General features: G+C 45.8%; 16 protein-coding genes. 11 read left to right on the top strand and 5 right to left on the bottom strand.

What is annotated here, in order from left to right; genetic code table 11:
- Positions 1-48 precede the first annotated feature (48 nt).
- A complete protein-coding gene (locus tag NI470_RS09225) occupies positions 49-1,272 on the bottom strand; it encodes a CaiB/BaiF CoA transferase family protein (RefSeq protein ID WP_253148238.1) in 1,224 nt (407 codons plus the stop codon).
- A 358-nt stretch (positions 1,273-1,630) separates the two neighbouring features.
- Between NI470_RS09225 and NI470_RS09220 the strand changes: the two genes are divergently transcribed.
- Positions 1,631-2,902, top strand: a complete 1,272-nt coding sequence (locus NI470_RS09220; RefSeq protein WP_253148237.1) for an MFS transporter — start codon at positions 1,631-1,633, stop codon at positions 2,900-2,902.
- 74 nt (positions 2,903-2,976) lie between these two features.
- Here NI470_RS09220 and NI470_RS09215 read toward each other — a convergent pair whose 3' ends face one another.
- Positions 2,977-3,468, bottom strand: coding sequence for a MarR family winged helix-turn-helix transcriptional regulator (locus tag NI470_RS09215; protein ID WP_064101545.1), 492 nt, complete (start codon positions 3,466-3,468; stop codon positions 2,977-2,979).
- A gap of 502 nt (positions 3,469-3,970) precedes the next feature.
- Here NI470_RS09215 and badH point away from each other — a divergent pair.
- The 4 genes from badH to aliA all read left to right on the top strand — a co-directional run bounded on the left by badH (position 3,971) and on the right by aliA (position 8,487).
- The gene (badH, locus tag NI470_RS09210) at positions 3,971-4,735 is read left to right on the top strand and encodes a 2-hydroxycyclohexanecarboxyl-CoA dehydrogenase (protein WP_253148236.1); all 765 of its coding nucleotides are present in this window, start codon (positions 3,971-3,973) and stop codon (positions 4,733-4,735) included.
- A gap of 77 nt (positions 4,736-4,812) precedes the next feature.
- Complete coding sequence (gene badI / locus NI470_RS09205; protein WP_253148235.1) at positions 4,813-5,595, top strand: 2-ketocyclohexanecarboxyl-CoA hydrolase; 783 nt, start codon at positions 4,813-4,815, stop codon at positions 5,593-5,595.
- Between the two features lie 12 nt (positions 5,596-5,607).
- A complete protein-coding gene (gene aliB, locus NI470_RS09200; protein ID WP_253148234.1) occupies positions 5,608-6,765 on the top strand; it encodes a cyclohexanecarboxyl-CoA dehydrogenase in 1,158 nt (385 codons plus the stop codon).
- A gap of 54 nt (positions 6,766-6,819) precedes the next feature.
- Positions 6,820-8,487, top strand: coding sequence for a cyclohexanecarboxylate-CoA ligase (gene aliA / locus NI470_RS09195; RefSeq protein WP_253148233.1), 1,668 nt, complete (start codon positions 6,820-6,822; stop codon positions 8,485-8,487).
- A 109-nt stretch (positions 8,488-8,596) separates the two neighbouring features.
- Here the strand turns inward: aliA and NI470_RS09190 are convergent, their stop codons facing one another.
- Entirely contained in the window at positions 8,597-9,274 is a 678-nt protein-coding gene (locus NI470_RS09190) for a type 1 glutamine amidotransferase domain-containing protein (RefSeq protein ID WP_138742725.1), read from the bottom strand.
- Positions 9,275-9,443: 169 nt separating this feature from the next.
- Complete coding sequence (locus tag NI470_RS09185) at positions 9,444-10,328, bottom strand: LysR family transcriptional regulator (RefSeq protein WP_005251776.1); 885 nt, start codon at positions 10,326-10,328, stop codon at positions 9,444-9,446.
- A 177-nt stretch (positions 10,329-10,505) separates the two neighbouring features.
- Here NI470_RS09185 and NI470_RS09180 point away from each other — a divergent pair, with 177 nt between their 5' ends.
- The 6 genes from NI470_RS09180 to NI470_RS09155 all read left to right on the top strand — a co-directional run bounded on the left by NI470_RS09180 (position 10,506) and on the right by NI470_RS09155 (position 17,740).
- Entirely contained in the window at positions 10,506-12,035 is a 1,530-nt protein-coding gene (locus NI470_RS09180) for a CoA-acylating methylmalonate-semialdehyde dehydrogenase (RefSeq protein WP_253148232.1), read from the top strand.
- Positions 12,036-12,046: 11 nt separating this feature from the next.
- Complete coding sequence (gene mmsB / locus NI470_RS09175; RefSeq protein ID WP_253148230.1) at positions 12,047-12,937, top strand: 3-hydroxyisobutyrate dehydrogenase; 891 nt, start codon at positions 12,047-12,049, stop codon at positions 12,935-12,937.
- A gap of 86 nt (positions 12,938-13,023) precedes the next feature.
- Positions 13,024-14,673 carry an AMP-binding protein gene (locus tag NI470_RS09170; RefSeq protein WP_253148229.1) on the top strand — a complete coding sequence of 550 codons (1,650 nt, stop codon included), beginning with the start codon at positions 13,024-13,026 and terminating at the stop codon, positions 14,671-14,673.
- Positions 14,674-14,732: 59 nt separating this feature from the next.
- Positions 14,733-15,860 carry an acyl-CoA dehydrogenase family protein gene (locus tag NI470_RS09165; protein WP_253148228.1) on the top strand — a complete coding sequence of 376 codons (1,128 nt, stop codon included), beginning with the start codon at positions 14,733-14,735 and terminating at the stop codon, positions 15,858-15,860.
- A gap of 19 nt (positions 15,861-15,879) precedes the next feature.
- Positions 15,880-16,653, top strand: a complete 774-nt coding sequence (locus tag NI470_RS09160) for an enoyl-CoA hydratase (protein WP_253148227.1) — start codon at positions 15,880-15,882, stop codon at positions 16,651-16,653.
- A gap of 25 nt (positions 16,654-16,678) precedes the next feature.
- Positions 16,679-17,740, top strand: coding sequence for an enoyl-CoA hydratase/isomerase family protein (locus tag NI470_RS09155; protein ID WP_253148226.1), 1,062 nt, complete (start codon positions 16,679-16,681; stop codon positions 17,738-17,740).
- A gap of 82 nt (positions 17,741-17,822) precedes the next feature.
- Here NI470_RS09155 and NI470_RS09150 read toward each other — a convergent pair whose 3' ends face one another.
- On the bottom strand, positions 17,823-17,993 hold the full coding sequence (locus tag NI470_RS09150; RefSeq protein WP_180038848.1) for a hypothetical protein: 171 nt from the start codon (positions 17,991-17,993) through the stop codon (positions 17,823-17,825).
- Positions 17,994-18,196 lie beyond the last annotated feature (203 nt).

Raw genomic sequence — 18,196 nt, 5'->3', positions numbered from 1 at the left:
TTAAAATAAAAAAGGAATCGAAAGATTCCTTTTTTATTGCTTGCAGGCTTATCGCTGCTGGATGACTTTTTTGCTTTTCAGTTCTTCTATTTCAGCAGAACTTAAATATTGACTCAAAATGGCATCGGTATCTTCACCCAGACAAGGGGGTGCCTTTTTATATTCTACCGGTGTCTTGGAGAGTTTGATCGGTGAACCGATTGAGGTGTAATATTCACGTAAAGTATGCGGCATCTGAATCACCATATCGCGTGCCAATACCTGTTCTTCTTGCAAAGTCTGTTTCAGGTCATTGATCATTCCTACCGGCACTTTAACCGCATGGATTAAATCCACCCAGGTTTTTGCCGGTCTAGTATAGAAATGAGCCTGTAGAACTGTGGTCAATTCTTCACGATGTGTAACACGTCCAGAATTTTTTAAGAAGCGAGGATCTTCTGCCACCTTAGCCAGACCAACGGCCTGGCACAAAGCTTGAAATTGCAGATCATTACCACAGGCAATAATAAATTCACCTTCCTGGGCTTTGAACACCTGATAGGGCACAATATTGGCATGCGCGTTTCCGAAGCGACCGGGTACTTTGCCTGAGGTGAGATAATTCATGGCCAGAACAGAGAGGGAAGCAACCTGGGTATCCAGCAGCGCCATATCAATATACTGACCTTCACCGGTTTTCTCACGGGACAACAAAGCCGCCTGAATGGCAATTGCGGCATATAAGCCGGTGGTCAAATCGGCAAAGGCCAGACCCGCTTTTTGTGGGCCACCACCGGGCAGGTCATCACGTTCGCCAGTGACACTCATCATGCCACCCATTCCCTGAACGATAAAATCATAGCCCGGCTCTTGCGCACGCGGACCGTTCTGGCCAAAACCGGTAATGGAACAATATACCAGTCGCGGATTTAGCTGGCTCAGACTTTCATAATCCAGCCCATATCGTTTCAACGAACCGGCTTTATAGTTTTCAATGACTACATCACTCTGTTCAGCAAGTTTTTTGATAATACTTTGACCTTCAGGTGTAGATAAATCGATTGCAACCGAATGCTTGCCACGGTTGGCTGACAGGTAATAAGCCGATTCATGGGTATCTTGCTGCTGATTATTTTTAAGCCAGGGTGGTCCCCAGATACGGGTATCATCCCCATGATCCGGTTTTTCAATCTTGATCACTTCTGCACCCAGATCAGCCAGAATCTGGCTACACCAGGGCCCAGCCAAAATCCGGCTTAAATCCAGTACACGAAATCCTGTTAAGGCACCCATTATTACGCTCCCTGTTAGATCCTATTCAAATGACATATCGTTCTTATCCCTCTTTTTAAAGCTATAGGAAAATGAAAGAACAATCAACTTTATGATAATAAATTTCGTATAACAAAATAAAACATCCAAAATGATTAAATATTCATCTTATTTTCTTTAGCCTGATGCAAATATAAGCATGAATGAGGAACAAGAGGTCACTGATAAAAAGGAAAAAGGGATCTCCCATACAGGATTAAAAAAGGAGTCAATCAGGTGAATTAAACACGGATTAGCCTTAAAGCATATTCATTAGCGGAATAGCTTTAAATATAAAAAGATCATGAAAACCTAAGGATAGGAAAACAGAGATTTAAATATGACGGATTTAGCGAGAGAATTAGAAAAGATTAAACCCACAACCAAACGAACCCAGCAAATTGCTTTTATTTTCGCCTTTCTGGCTTTACTGGTAGATGGCGCGGACATGTTGCTGCTGTCTTTCAGTTTAAATAGCCTGAAAGCAGAGTTTGGTCTCAGTAATCTGCAGGCCGGTGCACTGGGCAGTTTTACCTTAGCAGGTATGGCAATTGGTGGCTTTATAGGTGGCTGGGCCTGTGACCGTCTAGGTCGTGTACGTACCGTAGTCATTTCGATTCTGGTATTTTCTATATTGACCGCAGCCTTAGGCTTTGCACAAAACTTTGAACAGTTCGCTGTTTTACGCTTCCTTTCTGCCTTTGGCATAGGCTCTTTATATATTGCAGCCAATACGCTCATGGCTGAATATGTTCCAACTGAATATCGCACCACGGTTTTAGGTACCTTACAGGCAGGATGGACCGTTGGTTATATTGTGGCCACTGTACTGGCAGGCTGGATCATTCCAGAATATGGCTGGCGAACCCTGTTTTTTATTGCCATTATTCCCTCGGTTATGGCGATTTTTATCCAGAAACTGGTTCCTGAGCCAGAATCCTGGCAGCGTGCACGTTTGCAGCGTCTATATGCCCCAGCTGAAATCACAGCACAGCAACCCGCCAAAAAAAGCACAGTCAAAGAGATTTTCGCGGATCCTGCGAATCGCAGAATGTTTATTTTGTGGATCTTTACGGCCGGTTTTCTGCAATTTGGCTACTATGGCGTAAACAACTGGATGCCGGCATATCTGGAATCTGAATTGCACATGAATTTTAAATCCATGGCAGGCTATATGATTGGTACCTATGTAGCCATGATTTTCGGAAAAATTCTGGCGGGCTTTGCTGCAGACCGTCTGGGTAGACGCGCTGTCTTTTCGTTTGGAGCAATTGGAACGGCGATTTTCCTGCCCGTGATTGTGCTATTCAATACGCCAGATAACATTGCCTATCTGCTGATTTTCTTTGGATTCCTGTATGGTATTCCATATGCGATTAATGCCACTTATATGACGGAAAGCTTTGCCACTTCGATTCGTGGTACTGCAGTAGGGGGTGCTTATAATGCAGGTCGTATTGGCGCCATGTTTGCACCTGCGATTATTGGCGCGGCAGCCAGCGGTGGTTCAATTGGTCTAGGCTTCCTGATTATGGGCAGTGCTTATTTCTTATGTGGGGCAGTGTCCGGGATTTTCATCAAAGACCGTCAATACGATCCACAAAAAGCATAATTTCAACTTCAAAAAAAGAGCCTGAATACAGGCTCTTTTTTATACTCTTCAATTAAAGCTGAATTTCTATTTGTTTATTCCTGATCTGCTTCTTTATGCAGATGAATACTTTTCAAACCATCATTTACTTTATTGAGCAGATGAATCAGGGTAACCACATCATCAAAGGCCAGTTTATTTAAGGCCTGACCATAAAAATCAAAGAAATCAGCTTGCAAGTTGTCCCATGTTTCCAAGCCTTCAGCCGTCAGCGCAACAATTTTAGCGCGCCGGTCCTGTTCACTAATGACCCGCTCCACCAGACCATCACGTTCCAGACGCTTTAATACTGCGTCCAGATTTTGCCGACTCACCCCGAGATATTCAGTCAGATCAGAAAATGACATTCCTGATTTAACTTTTGGACGAGACAGGGCACCCAGCACGGCCCAATGCACTGGGGATATTTTCAGCTCATTAAGGCATTTTCTGTCCAAACTGTTGCCCACCTGAAACAATCGGAAAAAAAGCCGGTTATGAGCAGAATATAAGGATTGATCATATTTTTTTGACAAAGTATCACTCACAATATTGGACATCCTCTAAACTGAAATAGCCGAGCCGCGCAGAGTATAGCCTATCGCTTTTTCGCACAAACCAGTTTCTATTATAATTTGTTTTAAAAATCATAGTGTTTTTGCAGAAATTTTCCTATTTAAATTCTGAGTCAATCAGTTTTATGGTTTGGAAATCTCTCTTTTTCTCCTCACTTCCAGTGTGCTCACTCGCCAAATATCTAAGCCTTTACTCTCTGTTCCAAAGGAATAAACTATCTGTCATGAAAAGACATATTCTGGTCATAGAGTGGAGTCAGATTCAAATTACTCTAAAGCCAAAAACCAATATAGGTCAATATATTGAATAAATAAAAATATTAAGTTATTAATAAATATATAAATAATAATTTATAAATATTATTTTATGTAAATATATTGACATAAATTCAATCTCTTTCTATTTTAGGTAAAACACACCGAATTAGAACAACAGCCGATTAAATTCGACAACAAAATAGCGTAGGGATGAGCAATGAAAGGATTAAAAGACAAGGTTGTGATTGTGACAGGCGGAGCAGGCGGAATTGGTTCAGCCACCTGCCGACGTCTGGCAGAGGAAGGTGCCAAAGTTGCCATTTTTGATATGAATCTGGAAGCGGCTGAAAAACTGGCGAATGAAATCAATCAATATGGTCAGGCACTGGCAATTCAGTGTGATATTACCCAAAGTGAGGTAGTTGAGCAGGCGGTTCAAAAAACCGAAACTGAACTCGGTCCAATTGATGGACTCGTCAACAATGCCGGCTGGGATATTTTTAAACCTTTTGTTAAAACCAATCCGCAGGAATGGGAAAAACTGATCCAGATTAATCTGGTCGGTATGCTGAATATGCACTTTGCTGTGCTGAAAGGCATGGTTGAACGTAATTCTGGCAGTATTGTCAATATTGCCTCAGATGCAGCCCGGGTCGGTTCTTCAGGGGAAGCAGTCTATGCGGCCTGTAAAGGCGGCTTGTTATCTTTCTCTAAAACCTTGGCACGTGAACACTCACGTCACAACATCAAAATTAATGTGATTTGCCCGGGACCCACTGATACGGCTTTGCTTGCAGGCGTGACTGAAGGCGCGTCAAATCCGGAAAAATTACGTGAAGCCTTTATTCGGGCCATTCCACTGGGCCGCTTGGGTCAACCAGATGATTTGGCTTCTGCCATTGCCTTTTTCTTGAGTGATGATGCCAGCTTTATTACCGGGCAGGTACTCAGTGTTTCTGGTGGTTTAACCATGAACGGTTAAATGGGCATCATCATTAAATCTCTCGTAACCATCACAGTTCAACCAGATCGATAAAAACAGTACAGGATGTAAAGAAAATGAATTTTGAAGATATCTTATATGAAGTTAAAAACGGTGTTGCCTGGATCACCATTAACCGTCCAGAAAAAATGAATGCCTTCCGTGGCACCACTTGTGACGAGCTGATCAAGGCGTTAAATAAAGCGGGCTATGACCGTAACGTGGGTGCAATTGTGCTGGCAGGCGCGGGTGAGAAAGCCTTCTGTACCGGTGGTGACCAGTCCGCGCATGATGGAAATTATGATGGCCGCGGCACGATCGGTTTACCGATGGAAGAATTACATACCGCCATCCGTGATGTACCTAAACCGGTGATTGCCCGTGTACAAGGTTATGCGATTGGCGGCGGCAACGTTCTGGCAACGATTTGTGACCTGACCATCTGTTCTGAAAAAGCGATTTTTGGTCAGGTTGGTCCAAAAATGGGATCGGTTGATCCGGGCTATGGCACGGCATTTTTAGCGCGTGTAGTTGGTGAGAAAAAAGCCCGCGAAATCTGGTATATGTGCCGTCGTTATAGCGGACAGGAAGCGGTTGAAATCGGTCTGGCCAATAAATGTGTCCCAGCCGATCAACTGGATGCCGAAGTACAGGCATGGGCCGAAGAAATCTGTCAGCGTAGTCCGACTGCAATTGCGATTGCCAAGCGCAGCTTCAATATGGATACCGCGCATCAGGCCGGTATTGCCGGCATGGGCATGTATGCACTGAAACTGTATTACGACACAGAAGAGTCTCGTGAGGGAGTCAATGCATTAAAAGAAAAACGTCAGCCTGAATTCTGTAAATTTTATAAATAAGGAGCATAGATCATGTCAAAAAATCCTTATATCACTGAAGATTTAGAATTCTTGGCCGAAACCGTTGAAAAATTTGCCCAGAAATATATTGCTCCGGGTTTTCTAGAACGTGATCAAAGCCGAGTCTTTGACCGCGAGCTGGTCAAGAAAATGGGGGAGATGGGCTTTATTGCACCGGAACTTCCAGAACAATACGGCGGCCAAGGCATGGGGCGTCTGGCTGCTGGGGTCATTCATGAAGCGGTGGCCAAAGCAGATTTAAGTTTCTCCTACATTAATTTGCTGGCTTCTTTAAATGGGCAGATTCTGGCAGAACACGGTCAGCCTGAAGTGGTTGAACCCTGGCTCAGAAAACTCACTGCAGGCGAGGCTATCTTTTCGATTGCCTTGACCGAACCTCGTGGCGGTTCAGATGCAGCCAATTTACGTTTAAAGATTGAACGTGATGGCGACGAATATGTCATTAATGGCGAAAAGACCTCAATTTCTGCGGCTGATCAGGCTGATGCTTCTGTAGTGTTCGGCCGTACCGGTGCCAATGAAGATGGTGCACATGGCGTAACCGCTTTACTGGTGCCGATGGATTTACCGGGCATTAGTACCACACGTTTTGACTGTCATGGTCAGCGTGCGATTGGTCGCGGTTCAATCTTCTTTGACAATGTTCGCGTACCCGTAAATCATCGCCTAGGGGATGAAAATAAAGGTTTTGTGCAGGTGATGCAGGGCTTTGATTTTTCACGTGCTCTGATCGGTTTACAGGTTTTGGCCGTTGCACGGGTGAGTCTGGATGAAGCCTGGGAATATGCAGCCCAACGCGAAGCTTTTGGTCAGCCATTGACTGCTTTTCAGGGAGTGTCGCATCCACTGGCAGAATACGAAACTCAGGTTGAAGCGGCACGCTTACTTTGTCTGCAAACCTTATGGCTCAAGGATAATCATCTGTCACATACTTCTGAAGCTGGTATGTGTAAATGGTGGGGGCCAAAACTGGCCTATGATGTGATTCATCAATGTCTGTTGACTTTTGGCCATGCTGGTTATGACCGTGGTGTGATGGAACAGCGTATGCGGGATGTACTCGGTTTCCAGATTGGTGATGGAACAGCCCAGATCATGAAAACCATTATTGCGCGGCATAAGGCAGGGCGTAAGGCTGTTCCGGCTTAAGGAAAATAAGCCCAAACCTGAATACGATAATTATAAAGAATGAGGAGTAAGCGAATGGATTTCGATGCGGTTCTGATCCCGGCCAGAAAAGAGGTCATGCTCAAACAGGGATACTGGCTAAATCAAACGATTCTTGATTTTTTACGTAGTGCCGTAGAAAAGAATCCGGACAAAACAGCGTTAGTAAGCGTTAAGGTCGAGAATCAAACTGAACAGACTTTCAGCTATCAGCAACTTTGGGACATGACCAATAAAATTGCGCTGGGTCTGAAACAGCTGGGTGTAGAGAAAAATGACGTCGTGTCTTGCCAGTTACCGAACTGGTGGGAATTTACCTTGCTTTACTTGGCTTGTAGCCGTATGGGCGCTGTATTGAATCCACTCATGTCGATCTTCCGTGAACGTGAACTGGAATTCATGCTCAAGCATGGTGAATCCAAAGTTTTTGTCGTACCTAAAACGTTCCGCAACTTCAATCATGAACAATTGGCCAATCAGCTGCAAAACAAGCTGGATAGCTTGAAGCATGTAGTTGTGGTTAATGGGGAAGGCGAGAATAATTTTGATCATCTGTTACTTAATCATGGACTGGAACAAGATGCTTCAGCAGTTGCTGAACTGGACAGCCTGGAATCTGGCCCGGATGACATTACCCAGCTGATTTTTACCTCAGGCACGACCGGTGAACCGAAAGGCGTGATGCATACCGCCAACACCTTATTTTCTAATATTGTCCCTTATGCCGAGCGTCTGCATTTAACCGAAAATGATGTAGTGTTAATGGCGTCACCAATGGCGCACCAGACCGGTTTTATGTATGGCCTGATGATGCCAATTCAGCTGAATACTAAAGTGGTGTTACAGGATGTCTGGGATGTAGCCAAAGCCGTGGATCTGATTCATCAGCATCAGGTGAATTTCACCATGACCTCGACCCCATTTTTGAATGATTTGTCCAATACCGTGGCAGAACAGCATGATAAAGTCGATTCACTAAAAATTTTCCTGTGTGCCGGTGCACCCATTCCCGGTCCATTAGTGCAAAAAGCCCGGGAAACTCTGGGTGTTAAAGTCATATCAGCCTGGGGTATGACCGAATGTGGTGCGGTGACGCTGACTCTACCTGAAGATGAGGATGAGCGGTCTTTCAATACCGATGGCATCGCTTTGCCAGGTGTGGAAATCAAGATCGTGGATAAAAAAGGTCAGACCAAAGCCGTGAATGAATCCGGGCGTTTGATGATCCGCACCTGTTCAAATTTTGGTGGTTATTTAAAGCGTCCACATTTAAATGATACAGATGCCGAAGGCTGGTTTGATACCGGTGATATCGCCTATCAGGACGAGCAGGGCTATATCCGGATCTGCGGCCGCAAGAAAGATGTGATTATCCGTGGCGGAGAAAATATTCCGGTCGCGGAAATTGAATCACTACTTTATAAGCATCCGAATATTGCAACAGTAGCTTTGGTCGCTTATGCAGATGAGCGAATGGGCGAGCGTGCTTGTGCAATCATCAAGCTGAAAGATCCGTCACAGCCGTTAAGTTTTAATGAACTGGTAGATTTTCTAAAAACTCATAATCTGGCCATGCAATATCTTCCGGAACGTTTGGAAATCTGGGAGGATATTCCGATGACGCCATCGGGAAAAATCCAGAAATTTAAACTCAGAGAATTACTGGCTCAGCATATTGCCTCAACGACAGTTGAAGCGAACTAAATCTGGGAATAAATAGATAAATTAAGCCCTGAATAATATTGCCTTATTCAGGGTTTTTCTTTTTCAAAGAAAATGATCTAAAGGTTTAATGCAAACTTTAGAATCACGTCTATTTTAATAATTTTAATAAGACTTCAGCCGTTGCAGCAGAAGAGGCCGGGTTTTGTCCAGTAATGAGCAGACCATCTTGTTGCACGTATACCTGCCAGTCCTCAGCTTTGGAATATTTCCCACCTTTTTCTTTCAGCATGTCTTCAACTAAAAACGGAACGATGTCTGTCAAACCCACGCCGTCTTCTTCAGTGTTACTGAAACCGGTGACTGTTTTGCCTTCTACAATAGAACGGCCTTCGGAATCTTTCACATCACGCAGGACACCCGGAGCATGACAGACCAGCGCAACAGGTTTATCTGCCTGCAAGGTTTGCTCAATTAAAGAAATGGAATTCTGGTCTTTGGCCAGATCCCATAGCGGTCCATGACCACCCGGATAGAACACGGCATCAAAATCCTGATTTAAGACTTCACTCAACTTATGTGTATTGGCAAGAGCCTGCATGGCCACTTCATCTGCTTCAAAGCGTTTGGTGGTTTCGGTTTGCGCATCCGGCTCATTACTTTTTGGATCTAGTGGTGGCTGACCACCTGCGGGAGAAGCCAAAACTACCTCTACGCCTGCATCGACAAAGGTGTAATAGGGTGCAGCCAGTTCTTCCAGCCAGAAGCCGGTTTTTTTGCCAGTATCACCTAGCTGGTCATGTGAAGTCAGTACCATCAAGATTTTCATATTATTTTCCTGTATCTGGTTAAACATCGTGAATAATCGACTGTTAATTTAACAAGTCGCAGAGGTCAGGAGTGTTGTGATACGCTCATTTGCTGTATCGATACGTTGTTAATTCGGTTGATTTAACTTAAAGAGGTGACTCTAGATACAGCACAGTTGTATTTGATATTCATCTGCCCATTAACAGGTCTTGCTGAAGATCAGCCTGCTTGCGCAGGAAATCCCAGACCAGTTTTATTTTTGGTTCATGTTGCAGATCGACCAGTGTTAGCATCCAAAAAGTATGGGTAAAACTGACCTGATCGCCCAAAACCTCTTTGAGTTCGCTTTTATCATTGACCAGAAATTTCGGCAAAATGGCCAGTCCGGCTCCTGCACGAACCGCAATCTCCTGCGCCAGAATACTGTTACTGCGAAAACAGGCACTAACCTGCAAGGGAAGACGCTCTAGCGAATAGAGTGCAGTGCTATAGACCAGATCATCAATATAGTCAACAAAACGGTGCTGCTGGAGGTCTTCCAGTTTTTTAATTTCCGGATTTTGTTGTAAATAATGCTGGCTGCCATATAGCTTTAAACAGTAATTAGACAAACGAGTAATGATATAGGGACCCGATTTGGGCCGGTCAATCGCGATCACAATATCGGCTTCACGATGTGACAATTTAATGGTCTTCGGAACCGGAATTAAATCGATGGTTAAGGAGGGATAATGCTGGGAAAACTCAGCCAGTAACCGCGCTAAAAATGCAGTTCCAAAGCCTTCTGGTGCACCAATCCGGACCCGACCTTGCAAGGGATCATGGCGCTTGTCAATCTGGATAAAGGACTGTTCCATCTGTTCCACACGCGGCACCAGTGCCAGACCTTCCGAGGTTAGTTCATAACCGGTGGCTTCGCGCTTAAACAGTTGCGTACCTAAAGTACTTTCCAGGGCCTGAATCCGCCGCGCTACGGTGCTATGTTCAACCCCGATTAAGCGTGCTGCGTTGGTGAGTGTTTTAGCACGCGCCAAAACTAAAAAAAAGCGTAAATGATCCCAATCTACTTTCATTTTTTATTTAACATCCTGTTAAATTCCTGTGCATATTTGCACAACCATCGTGCACCAATTTCTATTGGTGGTCAAAGTGTTCTTTGTTAGTCTGCTGAAACAGCGTAAAAATTATACGTTAAATAAAAGCCAGTAAAGGCAGATACAACGACAATAACAAACCAGCACGGAGCGACCATGAACGCCATTTCTCATCCACAGCAAAGTACCGGATTCACCACCGCAAAACTCCTCATTAATGGTGAATTTGTCGAATCAAGAACCAGCCATTGGCAAGATATTGTTAATCCTGCCACTCAGGAAATCTTGGGCCAAGTGCCTTTTGCTACCGCAGAAGAAGTTAATGCCGCCATTGCTGCTGCACAAAATGCATTTGCCAGCTGGCGCCAGACCCCGATCCAGGCACGTATGCGAATCATGCTGAAACTGCAGGATCTGATTCGTACAAACCTAAAAAGTATCGCCCGAGTCTTAACGGCGGAACAGGGCAAAACCCTGGCCGATGCCGAAGGTGATATCCAGCGTGGTTTAGAAGTGGTGGAGCATGCCTGTTCGATCGGTTCCCTACAAATGGGCGAGTATATTGAAGGTGTGGCACGCGGTGTCGATACCTATACTTTGCAGCAACCCTTGGGTGTCTGTGCAGGAATTACCCCGTTTAACTTTCCGGCGATGATTCCACTGTGGATGTTCCCGATGGCGATTGTCTGCGGCAATACTTTTGTCTTAAAGCCTTCTGAACAGGATCCACTATCGACCATGATGCTGGTTGAGTTAGCGATTCAGGCAGGTGTGCCGGCAGGCGTACTGAATGTGGTACATGGCGGCAAAGAAGTGGTCGATCTACTGTGTACTCATCGTGACATTAAAGCCATCTCTTTTGTCGGTTCAACCGCGGTCGGTACGCATGTCTATAACCTCGCAGGCCAGCATGGCAAACGTGTGCAGTCGATGATGGGCGCCAAAAACCATGTGGTGGTGATGCCAGATGCCAATAAAGAACAAACCCTGAATGCCTTGGTGGGTGCAGCATTTGGTGCAGCAGGCCAGCGTTGTATGGCACTTTCAGTGGCCGTGATGGTCGGGGACACCAAGCACTGGGTCGATGAACTGGTCAATAAAACCAAAACCTTAAAGGTAAATGCCGGGCATGAACCGAATACCGATGTTGGACCAGTGATTTCAACCCGTGCCAAATCGCGTGTCATCGATTTAATTAACAGTGGTGTTGAACAGGGTGCCGAACTGCTACTCGATGGCCGTGATGTGCAGGTTCCAGGCTATGAACAGGGTAATTTTGTCGGACCAACGATTTTTAATCAGGTCACGACCGATATGCGCATTTATAAAGAAGAAGTATTTGGTCCGGTACTGGCGATCATGCATGTCGATACTTTGGAACAGGCGATTGCACTGATTAATGCCAATCCGTTTGGTAATGGCGTTGGACTGTTTACCCAAAATGGCAATACGGCACGTACCTTCCAGAACCAGATTGATATCGGTCAGGTGGGCATTAACATTCCAATTCCCGTACCTGTGCCTTTCTTCAGTTTTACCGGTTCACGCGGTTCAAAACTGGGTGATCTCGGTCCTTATGGCAAACAGGCGGTGCAGTTCTATACCCAGACCAAAACCATTACCAGCCGCTGGTTTGAAGATGACCAGGAAACCACTGGTGTCAATACCACAATCAGTCTGCGTTAAGGAGCATCAGCATGAAGATTGCATTTATCGGTTTAGGCAACATGGGCGGCTCCATGGCGCAAAACTTGCTCAAGTCCGGTCATCAGGTTTTTGGTTATGACTTAAGTGCAGTGGCTTTACAGCATTTTGCAGAAGCTGGCGGTGTGGTCTGCGACAGTCCACAAGCTGCCGCGAAGCAGGCGGAGATCGTGGTCAGCATGTTGCCTGCAGCCAAGCATGTGCGTGAAGTCTATTTGGGTGAACACGGTATTCTGGAGGTGCTTCAAGCGGGCAGCTTATGTATCGACAGCAGTACCATTGACCCGCAAACCATTCAGGAGATTGCCGCAGCAGCGCAGGCCAAGCAGATTCGCGTCTGTGATGCACCGGTATCCGGCGGTACTTTAGGTGCCAAAGATGGCACTTTAACCTTTATGGTCGGCGCAGATGATGCCACCTTTGAGGCCGTTAAACCTGTTCTCGGCTGTATGGGTAAAAATCTGGTGCATTGTGGTGCGGTGGGAACAGGACAGGTGGCAAAAATCTGTAATAACCTGATTCTGGGGATTTCCATGACTGCTGTTGCAGAAGGCATGGCACTTGGGGCCAAACTGGGAATTGATCCGCAAGCACTAGCCGGGGTAATCAATAGTTCCACCGGACGTTGCTGGAGTTCTGAAATCTATAATCCCTGGCCGGATATCTGTGCCAATGCACCGTCATCACGGGGTTATACCGATGGTTTTGCAGCACAGCTGATGCTTAAAGATTTGGGCCTGGCTGTCGATGCAGCGCAACAGGTGGACCAACCGGTGGTTCTGGGTAGCATGGTGCAGAAACTCTATCAACAGCTTTGTCAGGAAGGGGATGCGCATCTGGATTTTTCCAGCATCATGCATCAATACACCACGCCACCTGCTTAAAACTTAAAATATCCAGATGGAGCAAGGATTCGCTTCATCAACAATACCTTGTCAGTAATAACGATAAATTCAGGCTGAGGTTTAACATGTTAGATTATCAAAAAACAATTGAAAATTTTGATTTAGATGCAGTGGCAAAGCAGTATCTGTCCGGTTCGATGCAGGCGCTGAACGCCTGTTATGAATGTTGCGACCGCCATGCTGACTCCGATGCAATTGCTTTGCACTGGTACGGTAAAGATGGCCGCAAAGAACAGTATAGCTTTCGCGAACTCAAGAAATATTCCAGCCAGTTTGCAAATTTCTTAAAATCTCAAGGCATTGGCAAAGGCGACCGCGTTTCCGGATTATTACCGCGGACTCCGGAGCTGATCATTACCATTTTAGCGACCTGGCGGATTGGTGCAGTGTATCAACCTTTATTTACGGCCTTTGGTCCCAAAGCTATTGAACATCGCATTCAGCTGGCGCAAAGCAAGCTGGTAGTGACTGATCTGGCGAATCGGGAGAAACTATCCAATCTTAGTGCTTGTCCCACGATCGTCACCGTACATGTTGAAACCGAGGCAGAGCGTTATCCACAGGACCTCAGTTTTTGGACTGTGTTAAATCGCCAGGCTGAAGGTTGTGAACTGGAAATGCTCAGTATCGATGAGCCATTTTTATTGATGTTTACCTCTGGAACCACTGGACCAGCGAAACCTCTTAAAGTCCCTTTAAAAGCGCTGATTGCTTTTGCAAGCTATATGCAAAATGCCATTGGTCTAACTCCTGAAGATGCTTTCTGGAATATTGCTGATCCCGGCTGGGCCTACGGTTTGTATTACGCGATTACTGGTCCTTTAATGCTTGGACACTCGACCTTATTTTATGAAGGCGGTTTTAATGCAGAAAGTGTCTGCGAAATTGTTAAGGAATATGGCATTACCAATCTGGCCGGTGCACCGACTGCTTATCGCATGATGATGGCGGCCGATCCTGCTCAAATGGCAAAACTACGCGGTAAGTTACGTGTTGTCAGCAGTGCGGGAGAACCGTTAAATCCGGAAGTGATCCGCTGGTTTAAAGAGGTGCTAGATGTGCCGATTTATGACCATTATGGCCAGACCGAAGTCGGTATGGTGGTGTGTAACCATCATGCGCTGGAGCATCCGGTGCGTTCAGGTTCAGCAGGTTTTGCCAGCCCGGGTTACCGGATTGCCGTTGTCGATGAACAGGGTCATGAGCTCCCTGCGGACGTTCCGGGCATTCTGGCGGTGGATATCAGCCAATCCCCAATGATGTGGTTTTCGGGCTATGAAGAAAGCCGCAAATCGCCTTTTGTCGGCCATTACTATTTAACCGGAGATACCGCGGAAATTCATGCCGATGGCAGTATGAGTTTTGTGGGACGTAGTGATGATGTCATTACTACCTCGGGCTATCGGGTGGGGCCGTTTGATGTGGAAAGTGCCTTGCTGGAACACGATGCCGTGATTGAAGCGGCGGTGATTGGCGTACCGGATCCCGAGCGGACCGAAATCATTAAAGCCTTTGTGATTCTGGCTGGTCATTCTCCTGCAACTGCCGAGCTGCAGGAAGAGCTGGGTCAATTTGTGAAAAAGCGTTTATCTGCGCATGCCTATCCGCGTCTGATTGAATTTGTGACCGAATTGCCGAAAACCCCAAGCGGTAAAATTCAACGCTTTTTACTGCGCAATCAGGAAATCAACAAGCAGCAATCCAAAACTGCATAAGCTCATAAAGCCAACAGATTGAATAAGAAGATTAAATAAAGAGATTGAAGGAAGCATCGATGCAATTAACGGAAGAACAACACCTGATTCAGGATATGGCCAAAAGCTTCGCCCAGGAACAGATTAAACCCTTTGCCAGCGAGTGGGATCAAAAAGGCATCTTTCCCAAAGATGCCTTGGCCCAAATGGGAGAGCTGGGTTTTTTAGGCATGCTGATTCCGGAAGAATGGGGCGGCTCGGGCACAGGTACGCTGGCTTATGTTCTGGCCTTGGAAGAAGTCGCTGCGGCCGATGGTGCAACATCCGCGATTATGAGCGTACATAACTCGGTGGGTTGTGTGCCGATTTTCAAGTTCGGCACGGAAGAGCAAAAGCAGCAATTTTTAAAGCCTTTAGCGCAAGGTGAAATGATTGGTGCCTTTGCCTTAACCGAACCGCATACCGGATCGGATGCTGCCGCGATTAAAACTCGGGCGGTCAAGGATGGCGATCATTACATTCTGAATGGCGCCAAACAGTTCATTACTTCAGGACACAATGCCGGAATGATTATTGTGTTTGCCGTGACTGATCCAGCTGCGGGCAAAAAAGGCATGAGTGCATTTTTAGTGCCGCGAGACACACCTGGCTATGAAGTCATTCGGGTGGAAGAAAAACTCGGCCTGCATGCTTCGGATACCTGTCAGATTGCCCTAACTGATGTCCGCATTCATGAAAGTTTAAGACTCGGTGCCGAAGGCGAAGGTTTAAAAATCGCCTTGGCTAATCTGGAAGGTGGTCGGATCGGCATTGCCGCACAGGCGGTTGGCTTGGCACGTGCCGCATTGGAAGAAGCCACTGTTTATGCGCACGACCGCGTGGCTTTTGGCAAACCTATTTTTGAACAGCAGGCGATTTCTTTCAGGTTGGCCAGTATGGCGACTGAAATTGAAGCGGCACGGCAACTGGTGCATTTTGCAGCACGCAAAAAAGAAGCCGGTGAAGCCTGTTTAACCGAAGCCTCCATGGCCAAGCTATTTGCTTCAGAAATGGCAGAACGTGTCTGCTCCAAAGCGCTGCAGATTTTTGGCGGCTACGGTTATCTCAAAGATTTCCCGATTGAGCGGATTTATCGCGATGCGCGGATTTGTCAGATTTATGAAGGTACCAGCGATATTCAGCGCCTGGTGATTGCACGCAGCCTCTAATTTTAAAAGGACTTATTTCATGCAATGGCAAACGATTTTATTAGAACAACGTAATGGTGTCGGGCTGATTACTTTAAATCGTCCGCAAGCTTTAAATGCACTGAATAATCAGCTGATTGTTGAAGTCAATCAGGCACTGGATCAGCTGGAAAAAGATCCGGCAATTGGCTGTATTGTGATTGCCGGTTCGGAAAAAGCCTTTGCCGCTGGTGCCGATATTAAAGAAATGGCAGATCTGAATTTTCCGCAAATTTATCTGGATGATTTTTTCAGTCTGGCCGATCGAATTGCGCAGCGCCGTAAACCTTTAATTGCCGCAGTGAGTGGCTATGCCTTAGGCGGTGGTTGTGAGCTGGCATTGATGTGTGACTTTATTTACTGCGCTGATAATGCAAAATTTGGTCTGCCTGAAGTGACCTTAGGCGTGTTGCCCGGTATTGGTGGTACCCAACGTTTAACCTTGGCGATTGGTAAGGCCAAAGCCATGGAAATGTGCCTGACGGCACGGCAGATGGGGGCGCAGGAAGCGGAACAAAGTGGTCTGGTGGCTCGAGTATTTGCTAAGGAAGAATTACTGGAGCAAACCCTGCAAGCTGCCGAAAAAATTGCTGAAAAGTCGCTTACTGCCGTGATGATGATTAAAGAATCAATTAATCGGGCCTTTGAAGTCAGCCTGGCTGAAGGCCTGCGCTTTGAACGCCGGGTGTTCCATTCCATTTTTGCAGGTTCTGATCAAAAGGAAGGTATGCGAGCCTTTGTGGAAAAACGGCCAGCCAAATTTACCCATCAATAAGAAATTCATAATAGGAACAAAAATAATGAGTGATGAAAATAATTTAGCGATTCGGGTAGAAGGAGGTCTGGGCATCATCAGCCTGGACCGTACCAGCCACTTAAATGCCTTAACCCTGCCGATGATTCAAGGCATTCAGGTGCAACTCGATCAGTGGCGGCATGAGCCAGAAGTGCAAGCGGTTCTGATCAATTCCAATAGTCCCAAGGCGTTCTGTGCCGGAGGAGATATCCGCTATCTGTATGACAGCTATCAGGCCGGCAATACCCAATATCAGGATTTTTTTGCCACTGAATATAAGATGCTGAGCACCTTGCGTAATTTTCCAAAGACCGTGATCGTGATGATGGATGGCTATGTACTGGGTGGAGGCTTTGGACTGGCTCAAGCCTGTCATATCAAAGTTACGAGTGAAAAATCACGTTTTGCCATGCCCGAAACTGCGATTGGTTTTTTCCCGGATGTCGGTGCAACACATTTTTTGTCCCGACTAGATGAAGTCGGTGTCTATATGGCTTTGACCGGGGAACAGATCAGCAGCAGTGATGCGCTATATCTGGATCTGGTGGATTATCATGTGCCGAGTGAGCGTTTTGCTGAACTGGAAGCGGCATTGATTGCAGCGCCGGTATTAAACTCGCTTGAGATTCAAAAGATCATTAGTTCCTATATTACGCATCCGGTAGAAAGCGAGCTGCAAAAACGTGCAGATCTGATTAATCAGCATTTTGGCTATCAACACCTTGAGGAAATTGAACAGAGTCTTGCTCATACAAGTAACGCAACTGATGAGGAATGGGCCAATAAAATGCGGACCATTTTGCAGCAGCGTCCGGTCATGGCAAAACAGACCAGCCTGAAGTTACAGCAAGCCGGACAGAATTTGTCGCTGGAAAAATGTATGCAGCTAGAACGGGACTTGCAGGATGTCTGGTTAGAGCAGGGCGACTTTATTGAAGGCGTTCGTGCGCTGATTATTGATAAGGACAAAAATCCAAAATGGCGAACCGAAAATGCAAAATTTGAACAAACACTGGAAAAGCTCTGGCCAGCATGGACTCAGCAGCGTATCGAAAATATTACTTGAGCCTGATGGTCAAAGACCCTCTATAATTACATTATAGAGGGTCTTTGTATCTGTCCCATACTTTCATCGACATGAATTCTATTTAGTGGGACGTTTTCTTTTTCTTGCCGCCACCATCTTGTTTATTGACCGTCGACCAGGCAATACGTTCGGCTTCTTCCTCAGAATGACCACGTTTTTTTTCGCTTTCTTCAATATGTTCGGCCTGCCGTTTTTGCTTATCGGTATAGGCTGATTTGTCACCTCTAGGCATCTTAATATCCTCATCAGGTTTGGCTTAAATTACTATAACAAGGGCTGGTTTCTATGCAGGTAAGTATTTGTTTGACTTATTTTATAAAAGAAAAATAGAATCTAGAAAATGTTTTATACATTGATTTTTAAAAATATTTCTTAAAAATATATGGGCCTGAAATCAAGGAGATGAAGATAACGGTCATCTAGAACCATCATCTT

The sequence above is a fragment of the Acinetobacter lwoffii genome (genome assembly GCF_024129115.1).
GTDB classification, from domain to species: Bacteria; Pseudomonadota; Gammaproteobacteria; order Pseudomonadales; family Moraxellaceae; genus Acinetobacter; species Acinetobacter lwoffii_T.
This window is presented reverse-complemented; position numbering and strand designations above follow the sequence as displayed.

Coding starts and splice junctions, on each gene's coding strand:
- NI470_RS09225 (WP_253148238.1), bottom strand. CDS start 1,272: ATGGGTGCCTTAACAGGATTTCGTGTACTGGATTTAAGCCGGATTTTG.
- NI470_RS09220 (WP_253148237.1), top strand. CDS start 1,631: ATGACGGATTTAGCGAGAGAATTAGAAAAGATTAAACCCACAACCAAA.
- badH (WP_253148236.1), top strand. CDS start 3,971: ATGAAAGGATTAAAAGACAAGGTTGTGATTGTGACAGGCGGAGCAGGC.
- badI (WP_253148235.1), top strand. CDS start 4,813: ATGAATTTTGAAGATATCTTATATGAAGTTAAAAACGGTGTTGCCTGG.
- aliB (WP_253148234.1), top strand. CDS start 5,608: ATGTCAAAAAATCCTTATATCACTGAAGATTTAGAATTCTTGGCCGAA.
- aliA (WP_253148233.1), top strand. CDS start 6,820: ATGGATTTCGATGCGGTTCTGATCCCGGCCAGAAAAGAGGTCATGCTC.
- NI470_RS09190 (WP_138742725.1), bottom strand. CDS start 9,274: ATGAAAATCTTGATGGTACTGACTTCACATGACCAGCTAGGTGATACT.
- NI470_RS09185 (WP_005251776.1), bottom strand. CDS start 10,328: ATGAAAGTAGATTGGGATCATTTACGCTTTTTTTTAGTTTTGGCGCGT.
- NI470_RS09180 (WP_253148232.1), top strand. CDS start 10,506: ATGAACGCCATTTCTCATCCACAGCAAAGTACCGGATTCACCACCGCA.
- mmsB (WP_253148230.1), top strand. CDS start 12,047: ATGAAGATTGCATTTATCGGTTTAGGCAACATGGGCGGCTCCATGGCG.
- NI470_RS09170 (WP_253148229.1), top strand. CDS start 13,024: ATGTTAGATTATCAAAAAACAATTGAAAATTTTGATTTAGATGCAGTG.
- NI470_RS09165 (WP_253148228.1), top strand. CDS start 14,733: ATGCAATTAACGGAAGAACAACACCTGATTCAGGATATGGCCAAAAGC.
- NI470_RS09160 (WP_253148227.1), top strand. CDS start 15,880: ATGCAATGGCAAACGATTTTATTAGAACAACGTAATGGTGTCGGGCTG.
- NI470_RS09155 (WP_253148226.1), top strand. CDS start 16,679: ATGAGTGATGAAAATAATTTAGCGATTCGGGTAGAAGGAGGTCTGGGC.
- NI470_RS09150 (WP_180038848.1), bottom strand. CDS start 17,993: ATGCCTAGAGGTGACAAATCAGCCTATACCGATAAGCAAAAACGGCAG.